This window comes from Microlunatus sp. M237 (genome assembly GCF_056896895.1).
In genome coordinates this window covers 329,764-345,962 of sequence record NZ_JBXHBL010000004.1, presented here as the reverse complement: position 1 = coordinate 345,962, position 16,199 = coordinate 329,764, and the positions used below count along the sequence as shown (strand labels likewise).

The window sequence follows — 16,199 nt, the reverse complement described above, 5'->3', positions numbered from 1 at the left end:
GAGCCCAACTATCGTGTCAGAGTTTCCCACCCGACACGACACCGATATCCACAGCGCCCGGAAGTCGCTACGGTTTCCTGGTGGAACTCTGCATCGTCGACCATCCGCTGGTCGCTCACAAGCTGACCACCCTGCGCGACGAGCGGACGGATTCCCCGACGTTTCGCCGGCTCACCGAGGAATTGGTGACGCTGTTGGCGTACGAGGCGACCCGTGAGGTCCGAGTCAGTCCGCACACCGTGCAGACTCCGGTGAGTGAGGCCCACGGGGTCAAGCTGTCCCCGCCGCGGCCCCTGGTGGTGCCCATCCTGCGGGCCGGACTGGGGATGCTGGAGGGGATGACCCGGCTGATCCCGACCGCGGAGGTTGGCTTCGTCGGCATGGTCCGCAACGAGCAGACGCTGGAGGCATCCACCTACGCCGAGCGGCTGCCCGACGACCTGTCCGGGCGGCAGTGCTACGTGCTGGACCCGATGCTGGCCACCGGTGGCACCCTGGCCGCCGCCGTCAAGTTCCTGGTCGACCGTGGGGCTGACCACATCACCTGCATCTGCCTGCTGGCCGCGCCCGAGGGGATCGACCGGCTGACCCATCTGCTGGAGAACCTGGGGGTCCCCTGCATCCTGGTCACCGCCGCTGTCGATGAGCGGCTCAACGAGCTGGGTTACATCGTGCCCGGGCTGGGCGACGCCGGCGACCGGCTCTATGGTGTGGCCGACTGAGGGCGTGACAGCCTCTCAGTAGTACGGGAACGCGGGAGCCACGCACGGCCTAATGAGCGCGGCCTTGACATCTTTACATGCGTTAACTTGTGTGCCGCCCCGCTTCGTGGCAGTATTCAGTCACCTGCTTGGCACGTCTCGGCGGCCAGGACCAGAACCGGACCTACGGGTCCGGTTCTTTGTTTTGGTTGACTACCAGGAACCCGGGCGACTGATCGCGCCATGCACATCAGTCAGCACCGGGGGGAACTGACAGGCCGCGAGCGCCGCCGGCCGGACCTGACGTCGGGTGTCGCCCACTAGCGGCGGGTGCCGCCGATTTCGCGGCGTCACGATGATGACTTGCTTGCTCAGCTCCCCGCGGACGATGTCGACTGCCCCCTGCAGGTCGCTGTCCTCGCTGATGATAACCGCAGCGTCGTAGAGGTCTTGGAAGCCGTCTCGTACTACCGCGACCGCCAAATTGACGTCCGAGCCCTTCTCCTCGGTCTTGATGATCGGCACGGTCGCGGCGGAACAGCACGTGCAGCCGGGAGGAGCCAGTTGGCAACAGGCACAATTTGACTCAGGCCGACGGACAGCTCTGGTGTGGTTCGCCTTGAATATGCCTTCGAGTACCACCACCTTGGGCAATGTCGCCAATGCCCGAAGATATGCCTGCTGGCGGACGTCCACGCCGGGATTCGTCGGCATAGCGTGGACGCGAGCCGTGCAGTATAAGATCTGTTTCACTGAGTATCCGGGCAGGAGCCGCGCACACCAGGCCTCGAGATCGAGCCACTTGTTGGGCGTCCCCTTCAGCGCCCCGTAGTAGAGATTGAACCCATCTATGTACACCCGGGCACGCGGCGATGAGGGCGTCCCCGAACTACTCATCACCAGCCCCACTGTTCACGCCATCGGAGACGGGGTAGTCCCATTCAAGGACGTTGTCGAAACTCCGCTTGAACATGTCGCGTTCGCGGCTCGTCCACGTCTGGCCGAACTTTGGCAAGCGCTCGAGTACACCGCGCAAGGCCGTGCTGAGGCCGTCTACCAACGGATCGGCAGTCGCCTGGGGCGGGACAGTCGCTTCAACCGCCGGAGGCTCAGCCTGAGGCAACTTGCCATTCGACGAACGTCGGGGACCTGACGTGCCGCTCGCCGGCGTCTTCCAGAGCGAACCCGTGCCGACACCCGCCCACTTGGCCGCTCCCAGGTAAAAAGCGACCGCCTTACGCCGCGTGTCCCCTCCGAGCCCCCAGGTGTTCGCGAAGTACTCAAGGAACTGAGCCTGAGTCTCATTCGCCTGGGCTGCAGCCTCAAGGCCGGGGTAACGCTGCTTGAGCGCCTCGCCAAGAAGCAACCGACGCTGTCCCTCGGGCGATGTCACTATCTCCTTAAGTGCGGCTGTCGGCCGGCCGTCTTCGTGAAGGTATCCCAGCCATCGCAGGCTCGCGATCACAACGGTCGCGTAGCCACCGGCCGTGCTCTCGAGGAAGCTCTTGTCGATGCGCGCGGGGAAACCATCGGTCGCCAAGCGGTCCCACAGGTTCAACAAGCTCTTGAACGAAATGTACGGCGGCTTGGCAACAGCCTTGCTCGCGTCGACGGTTTCAGTCATGACTACCTCTCGGTTTGTGTAAACCTTATGGCAAGACTCATGTAACCGCAAGGTTTGCCAGATCTACATCGACCGCAGATTCTCGGGTAGGGCCCTGTACCGCAAGGATTTACACAGGCAGGATGGACGCATGAACACATCGATGATGAACACGATTCGCCCCGGCGATCGCCTTCGCGTTCACGACGCGTTGGGTCAGATCCTCGACGCCACCGCGACAAGCGGCATCGAGGAAGGACATTCCTTTGAAGTGGTTTGGGCGACGCTTGAGGGCCGCGACAGCGCACACGCTGTGCCGTGGCCTGTCGACGACGTCGAGAGGGTCGAGAGAGCCGATCACCGACTTCAGAGGATGTGACACCAACCTCAGCGCTCGTACAGGGCGCACGGCATCAAAGCTTCTCGCGCGGCGAGGCCACGAGCTGCTCGATCTTGTCCGAACGGATGACAGCAGAAGCGTCTGCTCCCACCAGCAGCGCTTTCGATAGCGTTCCGGTGAACTAACAAGCGGGAGCATCGGCCGATGACCGCTGCGCAATCCCCCTTCCTGTTCACGGCTGCTGGGTGGCGGGTGATCCCCTACGCGTGGACTGGGGTCACGGTCAGGCCCAGCGCATCCACAGTCCGCGACGGTCAAGGGGTCGGCGGTACCGTCAAATTTCTGCCCACTATCTGCCGTGGGCCAGACATAGACTTTTCGACCTAAGACCGCGCATGGCTCGCGCAGATGAGCAGCTGGCTCAGTAGTAGTACGGGAAGTCGGCCCAGTTCGGCGGCCGCTTCTCCAAGAATGCGTCGCGACCCTCCACGGCCTCGTTGGTCATGTACGCCAGCCGGGTCGTCTCGCCGGCGAACACCTGCTGACCGACCAGGCCGTCATCGATGGCGTTGAACGCGAACTTGAGCATCCGTTGCGCGGTCGGGCTCTTGGCACAGATCTTGCGGCCCCACTCCAGCCCCACCCGCTCCAGCTCGGCGTGCGGCACGACCCGGTTGACCATGCCCATCCGATAGGCGTCCTCGGCGGTGTAGACGTCACCCAGGAAGAAGATCTCGCGGGCGAACTTCTGGCCCACCTGCCGGGCGAGGTACGCCGAGCCGAAGCCCCCGTCGAAGGAGCCGACGTCGGCGTCGGTCTGCTTGAACCGGCCGTGCTCAGCACTAGCCAGGGTGAGGTCGCAGACCACGTGCAGACTGTGGCCACCGCCCGCGGCCCAGCCGTTCACCAAGGCGATGACCACCTTGGGCATGAACCGGATCAGCCGCTGCACCTCGAGGATGTGCAGTCGGCCCAGCGCCGCCGGGTCGACGGTGTCCGCCTGCTCACCGGTGGCGTACTGATAGCCCGCCCGGCCACGGATCCGCTGGTCGCCCCCACTGCAGAAGGCCCAGCCACCGTCCTTGGCGGAGGGTCCGTTGCCGGTGAGCAGGATGCAGCCCACGTCGGAGCTCATCCGCGCGTGGTCGAGCGCCCGATAGAGCTCGTCGACGGTGTGCGGCCGGAAGGCGTTGCGGACCTCGGGCCGGTCGAAGGCGATCCGGACCACCGGCGCGTCGACCGCCCGGTGGTAGGTGATGTCGGTGAAGTCGAAGCCCGGCACCACCGTCCAGGCGGTCTCGTCGAAGGGCTGGTCGGCAGGGTTGTCGCTCACCTGGACACGGTAGCGAATGCTTCCGGGCCGCCTCGTCGGCGCCAGGGTGGTCTCGTGCCTCGGTGGCGGCTGCCCGCCGCTGGGCGGCCACTGGGCAGCGTGGACACTGGGGGCACCTGTTTCCCCCAGCGAGAATGAGGCGCCATGAGCAAGAATCCTGCGGTCTCCGACGCCGCCCTGGTCCAGACTCTCGGCGCCTACGCCGGGATGGTCCACCAGGTCCTAACCAACCCCGAACGTTGGCTCGGACTCGACGACGACCCACCACCGACCGCCGCCCTGCCCGTCCGCGTGCTCGACGCCATCCGCGACCGCGCGTTCGGCGCCGTCACCCCCGCCTCGACCGAGTGGGAGCAACAGCCACGCGACCGGCGGATCCAGTGGTGGGTCCGCCGGATCCAGATCAGCGCGGGTCTCGCCGCGGCTGCACCCCGCTTCGCCGGCGCACTCGCCGACCGCGTCCCGCTGCAGGCGGCGCTCGGAGCCTCGGCGGCGGGTCTTGCCGTCTGTGCGACCGCTCGTGAGCATGGGGTACGGGCACCCGAGGACTGGGTCCCCCTGCTGGCGAAGGTGCTGCTGGACCGCGACCTGCCGCCGCGACCGGGCGACGTTCCGGCTCCGACAGAGTCACAGGCGCGGCTGACCGAGCCGAAAGACGTCGGCGACGAGGAGGATCCCGGCGCCGTACGCAGAGCGGGCCGCGGCGCCCAGAGTGCCGCCCGGACGCTGTGGCGGCTGGCGCGGGCGCTGTGGGACGTGCCCAACCTGCTCGACGAGCGACCCCGGGGCAGCCTATTCGCGCGAGGTCTGGCGAAGTTCCCGGTGATCGGCATTGCGGGGGGCTGGCTGGATGAGCGCGGCGGTATCCGTAAAGCCGCTGAGCAGACCAGTTCGCTGCTCACGAGCTGATCGCTCCCGGCGGGCCGGCGACGATCTCCTGCAGCGCCCGGACGTGGCCCCGGTAGGCCTTCCGGCCTTCGCTCGTCAGCGACAACCAGATCCGCCGGGAGTCCCGGCCCGACCGTTCCTGGCGGACGTAGCCCGCGTCAGTCAACACGGTGACCTGCTTGCTGAGCGCGGAGGCGCTCAAGCCGACGGCGTCCTTGATGACGGCCATCTCGACGGCCGTACCGGCATCGAGCATGGCGCAGATCTTCAGTCGGTGCGTCGGGTGGATGAGCCGATCCAGCTGTCCGCTCATCGGCGGGTGCTCCTGTAGTGCAGGACCGAGCCGAAGCCATAGCTGAGTGCGGCCCCGGCAGCGCACGCGATAGGCACCCAGCCAGGGTCCCCGGGTCGGGCGAACAGCGACGCAACGACGAGCACGCCTGACAGGGCCGCCAGGATGCGGAAGCCACGGCTGGTCGGGATCGCGAACGGCGTGCCGATTCGCTGGCCGGCCCAGTAGTTGAGGGCAGCTATAGCGATGCTCAGGCCGACCGTCACCAGGGCTGCGACGATCGACGAGCCGATGAGCCCCGTCAGGGGCATCGCGCCCAGCAGCAGGGCATTGCTCGGATACAGCCAGAGCGGCCAGGGGCGGTCTCGAACGGCGCGCCGTGCGTCGGCAACAGACTCGAGCGCCAAGGACGCCTCAGCAGAACCCGGGCGAGGATCAATAGTTTCCATGTGTGCAACTATATATGAATAGTTTCCAGATTGGCAACTACTCGTGCGGATTGCCGCTGCCCGCTGTTCCACCCGCCGAAGCGCGCCGATCAGCGCATCGGCAGGCCCCGCAGCCGAAGCGAGGCGGCCATGGTGTGCCGACCCTTGAGCCCGGCCACGCGCGCCAGCCGCTGCACCACCCGGTCGATCCAGCTGTGCTGCAACCCTTCCCCGGCATAGAAGTCGCTCATCCGCTGCTCGTACTCGGTGAGCACATCGGCGGTGGCGGGCCGGTACTGCTCGGTGTGGACCACCGCGGCCTGGGACAGCCGCGGCTTGACGCTGGTGCCGCGCTCGGGGTCGGGCCGGCCGAGCGCCAAGCCGAAGGCGGCGAACGTACGCGAGGGCAGAGCGAGCTCGCGGGCGACCTCCTCCGGGTGGTTGCGGATGCCCCCGACGAAGACGCCACCGAGGCCGAGCGACTCAGCCGCCAGCAGGGCGTTCTGGGCGGCGAGCGCGACGTCGATGAAACCGACCAGCCCCGCCTCGAGATAGTCGGCCCCCTCCAGCTGGTCGTGCCGACCAGCCACCAGCGTCTCGGCGCGGGCGAAGTCCACCAGCCAGACGCAGAAGACCGGCGCCTCACGGATGAAGTCCTGGTTGCCGGCCAACGTCGCCAGCCGGTCCCGGCGCGCCGGGTCGCGGACGACGACCACGCTCCAGGGCTGCAGGTTCGACGATGTGGACGCCGACTGCGCCGCCGCCAGCACGGTGGCTATCGTCTCCGGGCTGATGTCGTCCGCGGCGAAGGCCCGGACGGACCGGTGCTCGAGTTGGGTCCGGATCACCTCGGACCAGTCACTCTCGGGCAGGCCGACCGAGGTCCCGATCGGGGTCCCGTAACGTCGCGCGAGGCCGTCGCCCCCGGGGCCGTTGAGGGGGCTGTCGCCCCCGGGGCCGTTGAGGCGGCTCTCGGCGGCGGTGCTGGTGCTCATCGCTCTTCCTTCGCGGTGGGGCTGGGTGCCACCCGGGTGCTGGGCGGCGGCTCGGCCGGCGGGTTCGCCATGGAGCGGGTGAACAGGTGGTTCTGGTCGAGCCGGCTGCCGGGCACGCGACCACGGCCCCAGCCCAGCACCTCACGGTAGGCGCCGAACTGACCCGCGTCCACGAGCGCCACCTCGTCGGTGTAGCTGCTGTCGGCCGGAGCGGGGCCGGCGAACGGAGCGACGTAGAGCGCGTCGGTCGGGCAGTACGCCTCGCACATGAAGCAGGTCTGGCAGTCGGACTGCCGCGCGATCACCGGTACGCCGTCGTCGCCGCGCTCGAAGACGTCGGTCGGGCAGACCTGGATGCACAGGTCGCAGGTGACGCACCGCTCGGCACTGACGACCTCGATCATGACGCCTTCCTCTCCAGCTCGCCGATGCTGAACCGGTCGGCGAGCAGCCGGCGTGGGGACGGGTCGGGTCGGGTCCACACCTCATCCAGGCCCCCGACCAGCAACCGGTGCTCGAACTGTGTCCGGGTGTCGGGCCGATCGGTGCGCTGGTGCATCCCCCGCGACTCGTCGCGCTCCAGCGCGGCGGCGGTGATCCAGCGCGCGTGGGCCAGGAACGATGCCGCCTGACGAGCCTTCAGCGCAGCACGCCCGTCGCCCGCTAGGTGCGCCGCGGCGTACTGCCAGCTCGGCTCGAGCTGGCGACAGCTCGTCCGCAGCTGGGCACCATCGCGGACGAAGCTCCGCAGTGGCGGCAGGACGTGACCCTGCGCGTCGGCGATCAGGTCAGCCACGTCGGCCGGGTCGGCGGGGGCCGATGTCGGCCGCAGTCCGACTGTGCCGAGCGGTCGGCCGGAGAGGTCCGTACGCCCCCGGGACCGGGCGAAGGTCGCGGCGCCCTGACCGGCCCAGGTGCCCGACGAGATGGCCCAGGACCCGTTGTGGCTGCCGCCGCCACTGATCGCACCGGTGATGAGCTCGCGGGTGGCCGCGTCACCGGCGGCGAACAGACCGGGGACGGTGGTGGCGCAGTCGTCGCCGACCACCCGCAGCCCACCGGTGCCTCGAACGGTGCCCTCGAAGATCATCCGCAGCGGATAGAGGTCGCGGAACGGGTCGATCCCCGCCTTCTCCAGCGGGACGAAGAAGTTCGGCTGGGCTCGGCGCATCGCCGTCCGCAGCTCCACCGGGGCACGATCAAGCCGGGCGAAGACCCGGACCCCGTGGCTGAGCAGGTCGGTGGCCGCCGCGCGGCCCGGCACGCCGGGCGGCAGCACCAAGGGCTGGCCCTGCTCGTCGTAGTAGCTGGCGAACTGCATCATCAGTCCCTTGGTGTGCACTCCCCACTCCGCCGAGAGGGCGTACGCACTGGAGAACTCCATCCCGGACAGCTCGGCACCGGCCTCGGCCGCCATCAGCTGACCGTCGCCGGTGTCGACGTTGGTCCCGTAGCCACCCGCCAGGAATGCGCAGCCACCGGTGGCGATCACGGTCGCGCCGGCGTGCACCCGCCACGGCCGCATCCCGTCCTGCCGGGCCAGACCGGCGGCCCCGGCGACGACCCCGTCCTCGTCGGCCAGCAGCTCCAGGGCGGGATGGTGGTCGAGGATGCGTACGCCACTGCGGTGCACCTTGCGGCGCATCCGGCGCATGTACTCCGGGCCCTGCAGGCTGCTCCGCCGCTGCCGGCCGTCGGTCTCGGTCGGGAACGGATAGCCCCAGTCGGCGAGGTCGGCCACGCGGCGCCAGGTGGTGTCGAGGGTGCGGGCCATCCAGTCGGCGTCGGTGAGCCAGCCCGCAGCCGCCTCGCGTTTGCGGATGCTCAGCTCGCGCTCCGGACCGGGTGGGACATACCAGAGGTTGTTGCCGCCGGAGGCGGTCGCGCCGCTGCTGCCGCAGTAGCCCTTGTCGGCCAGCACGACGCGGGCTCCCGTCGCGGCCGCGGTGACCGCCGCCCAGGCACCGGCCGGGCCGCCGCCGAGCACGAGCACGTCGGTGGTCAGCTCGTCGACGTCGTGAGGGCCAGACTCGGGTGCGCCGGCGGCCGCGCGGCTCACCGGGCGGCCTCCGCGCTGCCGATCTCCTCGGTCACGCCGAGCTCGGCCAGCAGGCGGGCCCGCAGGTCGGCGAACCCGGGCTCGTTGCGGGACCGAGGCACGGCCAGCGTGATCGGCAGGTCGAGGCTGATCACCCCGTCGCTCAGGACCACCACGCGATCCGCTAACAAGATGGCCTCGTCGACATCGTGGGTGACGTGCAGGACCGCTGGACGGTGCCGGCTCCACAGGTCCCGCAGCAGCGCGTACATCTTCAGCCGGGTCAAGGCGTCCAGCGCCCCGAACGGCTCGTCGAGCAGCAGCAGGGCTGGTTCGCGTACCAGAGCCCGGGCCAGCGACACCCGCTGTGCCTCGCCACCGGACAGGGTCAGCGGCCAGGCCGACTCCTTCTCCGCCAGCCCGACTTCGCGCAGCGCTTGGCGACCACGGCCCTGCGGGTCGGGACCGCCGAGGGCCAGCACCACGTTGGCCAGCACCCGCCGCCAGGGCAGCAGTCGTGGGGCCTGAAACACCATCGACCGCACCCGCGGCACGCTGACCGTGCCGCTCACCTCGGGATCGAGGCCGGCCAGTGCCCGCAGCAGCGTGCTCTTTCCTGAGCCACTGTGGCCCAGCACCGCGACGAACTCTCCCTGGCGCACTTCGAGATCGAGTCCGGCGAGCACCTGCTGCTCGCCGAAAGCTCGGCGGGCGTCGGCGACCCGGACGACGACGGGGGCGTTGCTCGTCATGATCATGCTCCTTCGAAGCCGTTGCGCCAGCTGAGCAGCCGGCGCTCGAGGAACCGCACCAGGCCATAGCTCAGCATCCCGGCCGCGGCATAGATCAGGATGATCAACACAGACACGTCGAACTGCAGCAGTGTCTGCGCCCGTGACATCAAGAACCCGATGCCCTGGGTCGTGTTGATCGACTCCGCGAAGATCAGGCTCAGCCACGCACTGCTCAAACCGAGCCGGAGGCCGACCAGGAAGCTGGGCATCGCACCAGGGAGGATGACGTCGCGGATCAGGGTCACCCGGCTGGCGCCGAGGATCTTGGTCACCTCGATCAGCTGCGCGTCGACGCCGCGGATGCCGCTGTAGGTGTTGATGTAGATGGCGATGCCGACGCCGAGCGTGATCAACAAGACCTTGGGTCCCTCGCCGATGCCCATCCAGATGATCAGCAGCGGTGTGAGGGCGAAGTTGGGCACTGCCTTCAAGACCTGCATCGTGGAGTCGATCAAGTCTTCGCCGAGCCGGGTGAGGCCGGCCAGGACGGCCACCACAGTCCCGATCACCACCCCGAGCACGGTGCCTTCCAACACCCGCAGCGCCGAGCGACCCACGTGCAGCTGCAGCTGTCCGCTCCGCAGCAGCTGCCACGCGGCTTCAGCCACCTCCCCGGGCGGTGGGAAGAGGTCGCGGTTGAGCCAACCGAGCTGCGAGGACACCGCCCAGGCCACCAGCAGCAACAGGGGTCCGGACAACCGGCGCAGCCACCGCGGCACCGGATACCGGCGGGCACCGCGGACCAGTTCGGCGGTGGTCAGCTCGACGGTGTCGGACGGGGCCGGCTGGGCGAGCTGAGGCGTCGCGCCGGTCAGGACCGCGGTCACGCTGCGCCCCCTGCCCAGGCGGCGACGTCGAAGGGTTCCTGAATCGCCCCGTCGGCCAGCAGGAAGTCGTACGCGTTCTGGAGCTGCTTGATCCCGACCGCCGGGAACGGCTCGGTGTTGAACGTGTCCGGGGTCGTCGCCTTCGTCACCAGGGCCAGATCGACCCCGTCAAGATCAGCCGCCCACTGGTTGTAGGCCCCCAGGTCCGCGAGGATATTGGCGTTGGTCGCCCCGATGGCCTGCTGCCACGCCTTGGTGAACTCCGGGCGCGCCGTGACGAAGGCCGTGCTGGCCACCGTGGTGCCGACGCTGCCCAACCCGTGGGCCGCCGTCCTGTCCAGCACCGGGAATCCCTGGTTCGCGAGCTCGACCGCGCTGGTCCCGCCGACCGCCGTCGCGTCGATGCTGCCGGAGCTCAGCCCGGCGATCGACTCGGGGGTGGGCACGTCCTTGACGGTGATCTTGTCGCTCAGCTTGGCCTCGGCGATCAGCTGCTTGGCGGCACGGTCGCGGATGGTGCCCTGCGGCGCGGTGACCGTCTTGCCGACCAGACCTTCGATCGACGTCGGCCCGCCCTTGGCCCCGATCAGCCAGGTGTCGCCGTTGACCGAATCCAGAGCCAACAGCGTCAGGTCCCCCCCGTTGCCCCGGGCCGTCAGCGAGGGCTTGTCCCCCACCGCCGCCACGTCGACGGCTCCACTCAGCAGTGCGGCCACCACGTCCTTGCCGGACTGGAAGAAGGAGAACTTCACCTCCGACACCCCGGCGGGCGCCAGCGTGTCCTTGAGGATGCCGGTCTTGTCGCCCCAGCCGATGGCCCCGGCAGGCGTTCCCGTCACCGACGTGACGCCGACCCGGAGCGTGTACCCATCCTCGCTGGTGGAGCCGGAGTCCGAGGAGCCACCACCACACGCCGCGGTGGCCATCGCGCCGAGCAGAGTGACCGCGAGGACAACGCGTCGAAATGGTGCGGGGAATCTCATCGAGGTGCTCCAAGAGAGTTCTGGCTGGCCAGCACAGCTGCTGGCCCCGGACACGGTCGGTCCGACGTGGCCACATTGCCATGTCTCGTACTAGGCAATATCTGGAATCTTGTTCTTCGGGATTCAGTATCGCCAGTTGAGATCTGCGTGAGCCCGCCGGCTCGTGTTTGGGTTTAGCCCAAATAATGAGATGCCTGAAGTCGGCGCACCCCACTCGCCCCCTTAATCAAAGGTTGCGCTTGCTACTGAACGCAGAACTCGTTGCCTTCGGGATCGGCCATCACGAAGAAGTGGCCGGTCTGGTCCTGGACCTCGCGGAGCTGACGTGCGCCCAGCGCCACCAGCCGGCGAACCTCCGAGGCCATCGCCTCGCGACCGACATTGAGGTCGATGTGCCAGCGGTTCTTCCCCGACCTCGGCTCCGGCACGGTGTGGAACAAGATGCGCCGGCCGTCGCCGGTGAGCGCCTCGAACCCTGCCCAGGAGCGCACGCCGTCACGGACGACGGTGTCGCTCTCTCGGGCGTGGCCGGCGGTCAGGATCTGCTCAATGACCGCAGTGTTGTCTTCCTTGACGTAATGCAACGCCTCGGCCCAGAAGTCCGCGAGCGTGTGGGCGTCCTGGGCGTCCACGGCGAGCTGCCAGGACGTGGCCGTCGTCGTTGGTTCGGTTGTGCTCATGTCCTCTCCTCCGTCCGGGTCCGGACCTGGACCACGATGAAGGTGGCCAGAGCCGCGACCAGTGTCAGTGCCACCACGATCGCAGCCACGGGTGACAGTTCATAGAGCCGGCGCCAGGCGGTGAAGGTCACCAGCCCGGCGGTCGCGTAGAGCAGGCCCCAGAGCACGCAGCCGATGGTCACGGCCGGCAGATAGCGCCGCAGTGGCATCAGCGCCACCCCCGCGGCGAAGTTGACCGCTGTCTGCAGCCCCACCGTCAGGAACGAGACCGTGATGATCGGGCCTCCCCAGCGCGCCACCAGCTGCTGAGCGCGACCAAAGGCGGGCGACGACAGCAACCGGTGCGCGCGAGTCCGATCTGCGCCGCGGTGCACGCTGCGGCCCAGCCAGTACGTCGCATTGGCCCGCAGCATCACGATCACGAAGAGCGCGGCCACCGCGAGGGGGAAGGGCAACCCGCGGATGTAGTCCATCACCGCTCAGTCATGGCCAGGTGAGTTCATCAGGAGAGTCTAGGCGCGGCGGCCGCCATGCAAGGCCACCCTTACTCGCGCAACAGGCGCCGACGTGTGATGGTGCGGAAATGGAACTTCGCATCGTCCGGCTGCAGGTGCAACGCCGCCCGCTCAAGCAGGGCGACCGACCCCGCCGCTACGACCCGTCCGCCATCACCAGCGTTCCCGCGATCGAGGTGGACGAGCGGGGATGCCATGGGCTGGTGGCGGAGCCCGCCGAGCGCATCGTGGACGCGCATCATCGCCACCACCCGGAGTCGCGCGACCCGCAGGGCCGAGGCGGGGTGACAGTGATGGCCACGGGCGACTATGTCCGGCTGCGGGAGCACTACGGCCCTCACGTGGTCGACGGGGTGGCGGGCGAGACGATCCTGGTCGACGAACCCGCCGGACTCGCAGGACGAGTCGAGGGCGACTGGTTCGCGGTCCACACCGCCGGCGGCACGCTGCGGTTCGCCGACCTGCAGGTGGCGGATCCGTGCGTGGAGTTCTCCCGGTTCTGTCTCGGGGAGGAGCCGTCGACCACGGTCAGTGACGCGGTACGCCGGGCCATGCTGCACCTCGCCGCGGGTGTCCGCGGCTATCGCGCCGTACCCCTTGACCGAGGCCGAATGGCTCTCGGCGACGTGCTCGAGATCTTCTGACCTCGGCCACCCCGCCGGCAGTCAGGATCCGTCAGGTCGGTCGCGCCAGGGGTGATCGGGCGGGCTGGTCGGAGCGTCGGACCCGGGCGCACCCTCCGCCTCGGGCGCCCAGCTGACCTCGTCGGCTCCCTGCTCGGCCGCCTCGATGGTCGGGTCCGCCGCCGCAGCGGGGCGTACTGGGGGCACGGCAGGATCCGCGCTTTCCACGTCCGGCACCGAGGCACCTCCTGCTGGGGTACCCTCACCGGCCAACGTGCCCAGCGGACTGTCTGCGGGCTGATAGGTGTTCGACGCCGACTGCGGCACCGCACGCATCCGGCGATAGACGGCGACGGCCAGCAGGACGATCACGATGACGACGATCAGCAGCAGCCACTTCATTCGCACGGCTCCTTGACGGACACACTCGGCTTGTCCTTGGGATTCGACCACTCTAGCCGGGCCACAACTGCGAAGAGGCGACCCGACGGGTGCTCCGTGGAGCTCCGTCCCCCCTGGGCCGCCTCTTAGCAACAAGCCGTCGTACAACCCCATGCACCTGACGCCTCCCCCGAGTCGGTGTCCCTTGCGAGGTGCAAATGTGTCTGTCCGTGGCCTACTGCGCTCATTCTCCTGCGCGGCCGCCGCGCTCTCCACGAACAACGACCGGACAACCCCGCTTCGTGGCTACAGTGGGAGCGTCGGTCGCGGCCGCGCGACCAGGGGGACTCCGGCGATGGCGCATCTGGGTGACGAGCTGCGACGGCTCCGGCGACAGTCAGGTTTGTCTCAGGAGACGCTCGCCCACCGGGCCGGTCTGAGCCCCGAGGCGATCTCCCTGCTCGAGCGCGGCCGGCGCACCCCGCGGATGACGACGCTGCAGCTGCTGGTGCAGGCCATGAACCTGTCGTCGGCCGAGGCGGCGGCGCTCTTTCGGAGCATCTCCCGCCCAGAACCGCGTTTCCGACAGCCGCCCACCTTCGCCGACGAGCTTCTCGGCCGGGATGACCTGCTGGGCTCCATGGCCGACCTGCTCGCCGACCGCCGCAACCGCTTGATCACCGTCACCGGGCCCGGCGGTGTCGGCAAGTCCAGGCTGACGGCGGCCGCAGTGCTGCGGGCAGAGCCCTTCGTGGCGGACGGAGTCTGTTGGTTGCCCCTCGACTCCCTGGTCGAACAGGACTCGCTGTTGGGCGCCGTCGGGTCCGCGCTCGGCATCCACGCCGACCCGGGAGGGCTGCTCGCGTCGCTGGTCGAGCACCTCGCCGACAGCGATGTGCTGCTCGTCCTGGACAACAGCGAGCATCTGGCTCGGGCCCGGGCGTCGCTGTGCACGACTCTGCTCGAGCAGACCCGCGCAGTGCGCATCGTCTCCGTCAGCCGCGACACGGCGGAGCTACCCGGCGAGGTGGTCGTGGCTGTGCCACCGCTGGAGCTGCCGCCGAAGCGGCCGACCGTGGCGCAGCTGCAGTCGGCACCGGCCAGCGCCTTGTTCCTCACCCGCGCCCACCTCGAGCGTCCAGCGGGCTCCCTGACCGAGATCGACACCGCCGACGTCGCCGCCATCTGCACCCGGCTGGATGGGCTGCCGCTGGCCATCGAGCTCGCCGCCGCCCGTACCGCGGTCCTGGGGTTGCACGAGCTGGCCACCGCCTTGGAGGACACCCTCGGCGTTCTGCACGGCCGTCCGGACGTGCAGCGCTCCACGCTGGATGCCACCGTGGCGTGGAGCTATCGGCTGCTCAGCCGACCCGAACAGTCGCTGCTCGCCCAACTGTCGGTGTTCGAGGGCACATTCGACCGAGCGGCGCTCACGGCGGTGTGCGGCGCCGGCTCACACGGTGCGTCGGTGCTGCTCGACCGACTGGCGTCCCTGGTCTCGAAGTCCCTGGTGATCCGGCGGCAGGGCTCCGACGGCGAGGTACGTTTCTGCCTGCTGGAGGTGGTCCGAGACTTCGCACGACGGCGACTCCAGGTTCGGCGCACTGCCCGGCTCTTCCACCACCGCCATGCCAGCTACTACGCCGGTCTGGCCCGGCAGGCGGCGCCGCACCTCGCCTACCGTGACGAGCAGCGCTGGCTCGGCGTCCTCGACGTCGAGGTCGCCAACCTGCGGCGTGCCGCGCAGTGGTCGGTCGCGCACGACCCGCATCTGGCATTGCAGCTGATCGGCGACCTGTGGCCGTGGTGCTATCTGCACGGTCGGTACGCGGAAGGTCGCCGGTGGGCCGAGGCTGCCCTGGCGGCCTGTCCGGACTCCCCCGGCGACGTCCGCGCCCAGGCCCTGGCCGGGGCCGGCATGCTCGCCTTTCTGCAATGTGACTACGAGACGGCCGCTGCGCGGATCATCGAGTGCCAGGAGCTGTATCGCGAGCTGGGCGACATCACCAAGGTGGGCTGGAGCCTCGCCCGGCTGGGATCGATCGCGCGCGAACGCGCCGACTACCGCCGGGCGACCGCCCTGCACCGCGAAGCGCTCGACCTGGCGGTGTCCAGCCACGATGAGCCGGGCGTCGCCACCCAGCTCAACCACCTCGCCTTCGTGGCCTGGCTCCGTGGCGACCACGCCGCCGCCGCCGACCTGGCCGGCCAGGCGTTGGAGCGGATGACCGTGGTGAAGGACCACGAGGGGATGGCGTGGGCACTGCTGAACAGCGCAGCAGCCGCCTGCTACGCCGGCGACCTCGTCGGAGCGCGGTTGCTGGCGGAGCAGGCCCTGGCTCTGTGCGAAGAGGTGGGCTATGCCGAGGGCATCGCCTGGAGTCTGAACCTGGCGGGCCTGACCGCCCGCCAGGAGGGCCGGCTGGTCGACGCCCGCGCGCTGCAGCAGGCCAGCCTGGCCGAGCACCGGCGGCTGGGCGATCGTTGGCGTGAAGCCAGCGGCTTGGAGGAGCTGGCCACGGTCACGATGCTGACCGGCGACGCGGTGGCGGCCGCCGGTTATCTCGGGGAAGCCGATCGGATCAGACGCACGATCGGAACCCCCGTCCCGCACGTCGAGCGGCCGGCTCGAGCCGAGACGATGCGGCGCGCCCGAGAGTGTCTCGGCGCCACCTTCAACGCAGCGCGGGCAGCCGGAATGGCCAGATCGGCGGGCGCGGAGCCTTCCGCGTCACCGACGCCCTGAGCAGCGTGTGGATCAGAGCCGAAGCAGCGTCA

Annotated in this window: 19 protein-coding genes; 5 read left to right on the top strand and 14 right to left on the bottom strand. The window is 69.1% G+C overall.

Annotation, left to right across the window (positions count from 1 at the left end; translation table 11 throughout):
* Window positions 1-80: 80 nt before the first annotated feature.
* Window positions 81-722, top strand: coding sequence for a uracil phosphoribosyltransferase (gene upp, locus AC1XX3_RS17490; protein ID WP_483322456.1), 642 nt, complete (start codon window positions 81-83; stop codon window positions 720-722).
* A 192-nt stretch (window positions 723-914) separates the two neighbouring features.
* Here the strand turns inward: upp and AC1XX3_RS17485 are convergent, their stop codons facing one another.
* Window positions 915-1,415 (bottom strand): NYN domain-containing protein, encoded by a 501-nt coding sequence (locus AC1XX3_RS17485; protein WP_483322455.1) that lies wholly within the window; start codon window positions 1,413-1,415, stop codon window positions 915-917.
* A 175-nt stretch (window positions 1,416-1,590) separates the two neighbouring features.
* The gene (locus AC1XX3_RS17480) at window positions 1,591-2,325 is read right to left on the bottom strand and encodes a hypothetical protein (protein ID WP_483322454.1); all 735 of its coding nucleotides are present in this window, start codon (window positions 2,323-2,325) and stop codon (window positions 1,591-1,593) included.
* Between the two features lie 130 nt (window positions 2,326-2,455).
* Between AC1XX3_RS17480 and AC1XX3_RS17475 the strand changes: the two genes are divergently transcribed.
* Window positions 2,456-2,683 (top strand): hypothetical protein, encoded by a 228-nt coding sequence (locus tag AC1XX3_RS17475; protein WP_483322453.1) that lies wholly within the window; start codon window positions 2,456-2,458, stop codon window positions 2,681-2,683.
* Between the two features lie 382 nt (window positions 2,684-3,065).
* Here AC1XX3_RS17475 and AC1XX3_RS17470 read toward each other — a convergent pair whose 3' ends face one another.
* A complete protein-coding gene (locus tag AC1XX3_RS17470) occupies window positions 3,066-3,977 on the bottom strand; it encodes a 1,4-dihydroxy-2-naphthoyl-CoA synthase (RefSeq protein WP_483322452.1) in 912 nt (303 codons plus the stop codon).
* A gap of 144 nt (window positions 3,978-4,121) precedes the next feature.
* Between AC1XX3_RS17470 and AC1XX3_RS17465 the strand changes: the two genes are divergently transcribed.
* Window positions 4,122-4,886, top strand: coding sequence for a hypothetical protein (locus AC1XX3_RS17465; protein ID WP_483322451.1), 765 nt, complete (start codon window positions 4,122-4,124; stop codon window positions 4,884-4,886).
* On the opposite strand, the gene AC1XX3_RS17460 is transcribed toward AC1XX3_RS17465, so the two are convergent.
* The 10 genes from AC1XX3_RS17460 to AC1XX3_RS17415 form a co-directional block, all read right to left on the bottom strand.
* Window positions 4,876-5,178 (bottom strand): transcriptional regulator, encoded by a 303-nt coding sequence (locus tag AC1XX3_RS17460; RefSeq protein ID WP_483322450.1) that lies wholly within the window; start codon window positions 5,176-5,178, stop codon window positions 4,876-4,878. The genes AC1XX3_RS17465 and AC1XX3_RS17460 overlap by 11 nt on opposite strands.
* Window positions 5,175-5,564, bottom strand: coding sequence for a hypothetical protein (locus AC1XX3_RS17455; protein WP_483322449.1), 390 nt, complete (start codon window positions 5,562-5,564; stop codon window positions 5,175-5,177). Before AC1XX3_RS17455 ends, AC1XX3_RS17460 begins: the two co-directional genes overlap by 4 nt.
* Before the next feature lie 131 nt (window positions 5,565-5,695).
* Window positions 5,696-6,580 (bottom strand): nitroreductase family protein, encoded by an 885-nt coding sequence (locus AC1XX3_RS17450; RefSeq protein WP_483322448.1) that lies wholly within the window; start codon window positions 6,578-6,580, stop codon window positions 5,696-5,698.
* A complete protein-coding gene (locus tag AC1XX3_RS17445; protein ID WP_483322447.1) occupies window positions 6,577-6,984 on the bottom strand; it encodes a 4Fe-4S binding protein in 408 nt (135 codons plus the stop codon). The genes AC1XX3_RS17450 and AC1XX3_RS17445 overlap by 4 nt, the downstream gene beginning before the upstream one ends.
* Window positions 6,981-8,639 carry an FAD-binding protein gene (locus tag AC1XX3_RS17440; RefSeq protein WP_483322446.1) on the bottom strand — a complete coding sequence of 553 codons (1,659 nt, stop codon included), beginning with the start codon at window positions 8,637-8,639 and terminating at the stop codon, window positions 6,981-6,983. Before AC1XX3_RS17440 ends, AC1XX3_RS17445 begins: the two co-directional genes overlap by 4 nt.
* Complete coding sequence (locus AC1XX3_RS17435; RefSeq protein ID WP_483322445.1) at window positions 8,636-9,370, bottom strand: ABC transporter ATP-binding protein; 735 nt, start codon at window positions 9,368-9,370, stop codon at window positions 8,636-8,638. The genes AC1XX3_RS17440 and AC1XX3_RS17435 overlap by 4 nt, the downstream gene beginning before the upstream one ends.
* A gap of 2 nt (window positions 9,371-9,372) precedes the next feature.
* On the bottom strand, window positions 9,373-10,239 hold the full coding sequence (locus tag AC1XX3_RS17430; RefSeq protein ID WP_483322444.1) for an ABC transporter permease: 867 nt from the start codon (window positions 10,237-10,239) through the stop codon (window positions 9,373-9,375).
* Entirely contained in the window at window positions 10,236-11,222 is a 987-nt protein-coding gene (locus AC1XX3_RS17425; RefSeq protein ID WP_483322443.1) for an ABC transporter substrate-binding protein, read from the bottom strand. The genes AC1XX3_RS17430 and AC1XX3_RS17425 overlap by 4 nt, the downstream gene beginning before the upstream one ends.
* Before the next feature lie 242 nt (window positions 11,223-11,464).
* On the bottom strand, window positions 11,465-11,902 hold the full coding sequence (locus tag AC1XX3_RS17420) for a VOC family protein (protein ID WP_483322442.1): 438 nt from the start codon (window positions 11,900-11,902) through the stop codon (window positions 11,465-11,467).
* Window positions 11,899-12,375, bottom strand: a complete 477-nt coding sequence (locus AC1XX3_RS17415) for a DedA family protein (protein ID WP_483322441.1) — start codon at window positions 12,373-12,375, stop codon at window positions 11,899-11,901. The genes AC1XX3_RS17420 and AC1XX3_RS17415 overlap by 4 nt, the downstream gene beginning before the upstream one ends.
* Before the next feature lie 110 nt (window positions 12,376-12,485).
* On the opposite strand from AC1XX3_RS17415, the gene AC1XX3_RS17410 reads away from it, so the two are divergent.
* On the top strand, window positions 12,486-13,061 hold the full coding sequence (locus AC1XX3_RS17410) for a hypothetical protein (RefSeq protein WP_483322440.1): 576 nt from the start codon (window positions 12,486-12,488) through the stop codon (window positions 13,059-13,061).
* 21 nt (window positions 13,062-13,082) lie between these two features.
* Here the strand turns inward: AC1XX3_RS17410 and AC1XX3_RS17405 are convergent, their stop codons facing one another.
* On the bottom strand, window positions 13,083-13,442 hold the full coding sequence (locus AC1XX3_RS17405; protein WP_483322439.1) for a hypothetical protein: 360 nt from the start codon (window positions 13,440-13,442) through the stop codon (window positions 13,083-13,085).
* A gap of 334 nt (window positions 13,443-13,776) precedes the next feature.
* Here AC1XX3_RS17405 and AC1XX3_RS17400 point away from each other — a divergent pair, with 334 nt between their 5' ends.
* Window positions 13,777-16,167 carry an ATP-binding protein gene (locus AC1XX3_RS17400; RefSeq protein WP_483322438.1) on the top strand — a complete coding sequence of 797 codons (2,391 nt, stop codon included), beginning with the start codon at window positions 13,777-13,779 and terminating at the stop codon, window positions 16,165-16,167.
* Window positions 16,168-16,199 lie beyond the last annotated feature (32 nt).

Excerpts from the sequence above, each read along its gene's own strand:
- AC1XX3_RS17485 (WP_483322455.1), bottom strand. The coding sequence starts at position 1,415 with ATGCCGACGAATCCCGGCGTGGACGTCCGCCAGCAGGCATATCTTCGG.
- AC1XX3_RS17480 (WP_483322454.1), bottom strand. The coding sequence starts at position 2,325 with ATGACTGAAACCGTCGACGCGAGCAAGGCTGTTGCCAAGCCGCCGTAC.
- AC1XX3_RS17475 (WP_483322453.1), top strand. The coding sequence starts at position 2,456 with ATGAACACATCGATGATGAACACGATTCGCCCCGGCGATCGCCTTCGC.
- AC1XX3_RS17465 (WP_483322451.1), top strand. The coding sequence starts at position 4,122 with ATGAGCAAGAATCCTGCGGTCTCCGACGCCGCCCTGGTCCAGACTCTC.
- AC1XX3_RS17460 (WP_483322450.1), bottom strand. The coding sequence starts at position 5,178 with ATGAGCGGACAGCTGGATCGGCTCATCCACCCGACGCACCGACTGAAG.
- AC1XX3_RS17450 (WP_483322448.1), bottom strand. The coding sequence starts at position 6,580 with ATGAGCACCAGCACCGCCGCCGAGAGCCGCCTCAACGGCCCCGGGGGC.
- AC1XX3_RS17445 (WP_483322447.1), bottom strand. The coding sequence starts at position 6,984 with ATGATCGAGGTCGTCAGTGCCGAGCGGTGCGTCACCTGCGACCTGTGC.
- AC1XX3_RS17435 (WP_483322445.1), bottom strand. The coding sequence starts at position 9,370 with ATGACGAGCAACGCCCCCGTCGTCGTCCGGGTCGCCGACGCCCGCCGA.
- AC1XX3_RS17425 (WP_483322443.1), bottom strand. The coding sequence starts at position 11,222 with ATGAGATTCCCCGCACCATTTCGACGCGTTGTCCTCGCGGTCACTCTG.
- AC1XX3_RS17420 (WP_483322442.1), bottom strand. The coding sequence starts at position 11,902 with ATGAGCACAACCGAACCAACGACGACGGCCACGTCCTGGCAGCTCGCC.
- AC1XX3_RS17415 (WP_483322441.1), bottom strand. The coding sequence starts at position 12,375 with ATGGACTACATCCGCGGGTTGCCCTTCCCCCTCGCGGTGGCCGCGCTC.
- AC1XX3_RS17410 (WP_483322440.1), top strand. The coding sequence starts at position 12,486 with ATGGAACTTCGCATCGTCCGGCTGCAGGTGCAACGCCGCCCGCTCAAG.
- AC1XX3_RS17405 (WP_483322439.1), bottom strand. The coding sequence starts at position 13,442 with ATGAAGTGGCTGCTGCTGATCGTCGTCATCGTGATCGTCCTGCTGGCC.
- AC1XX3_RS17400 (WP_483322438.1), top strand. The coding sequence starts at position 13,777 with ATGGCGCATCTGGGTGACGAGCTGCGACGGCTCCGGCGACAGTCAGGT.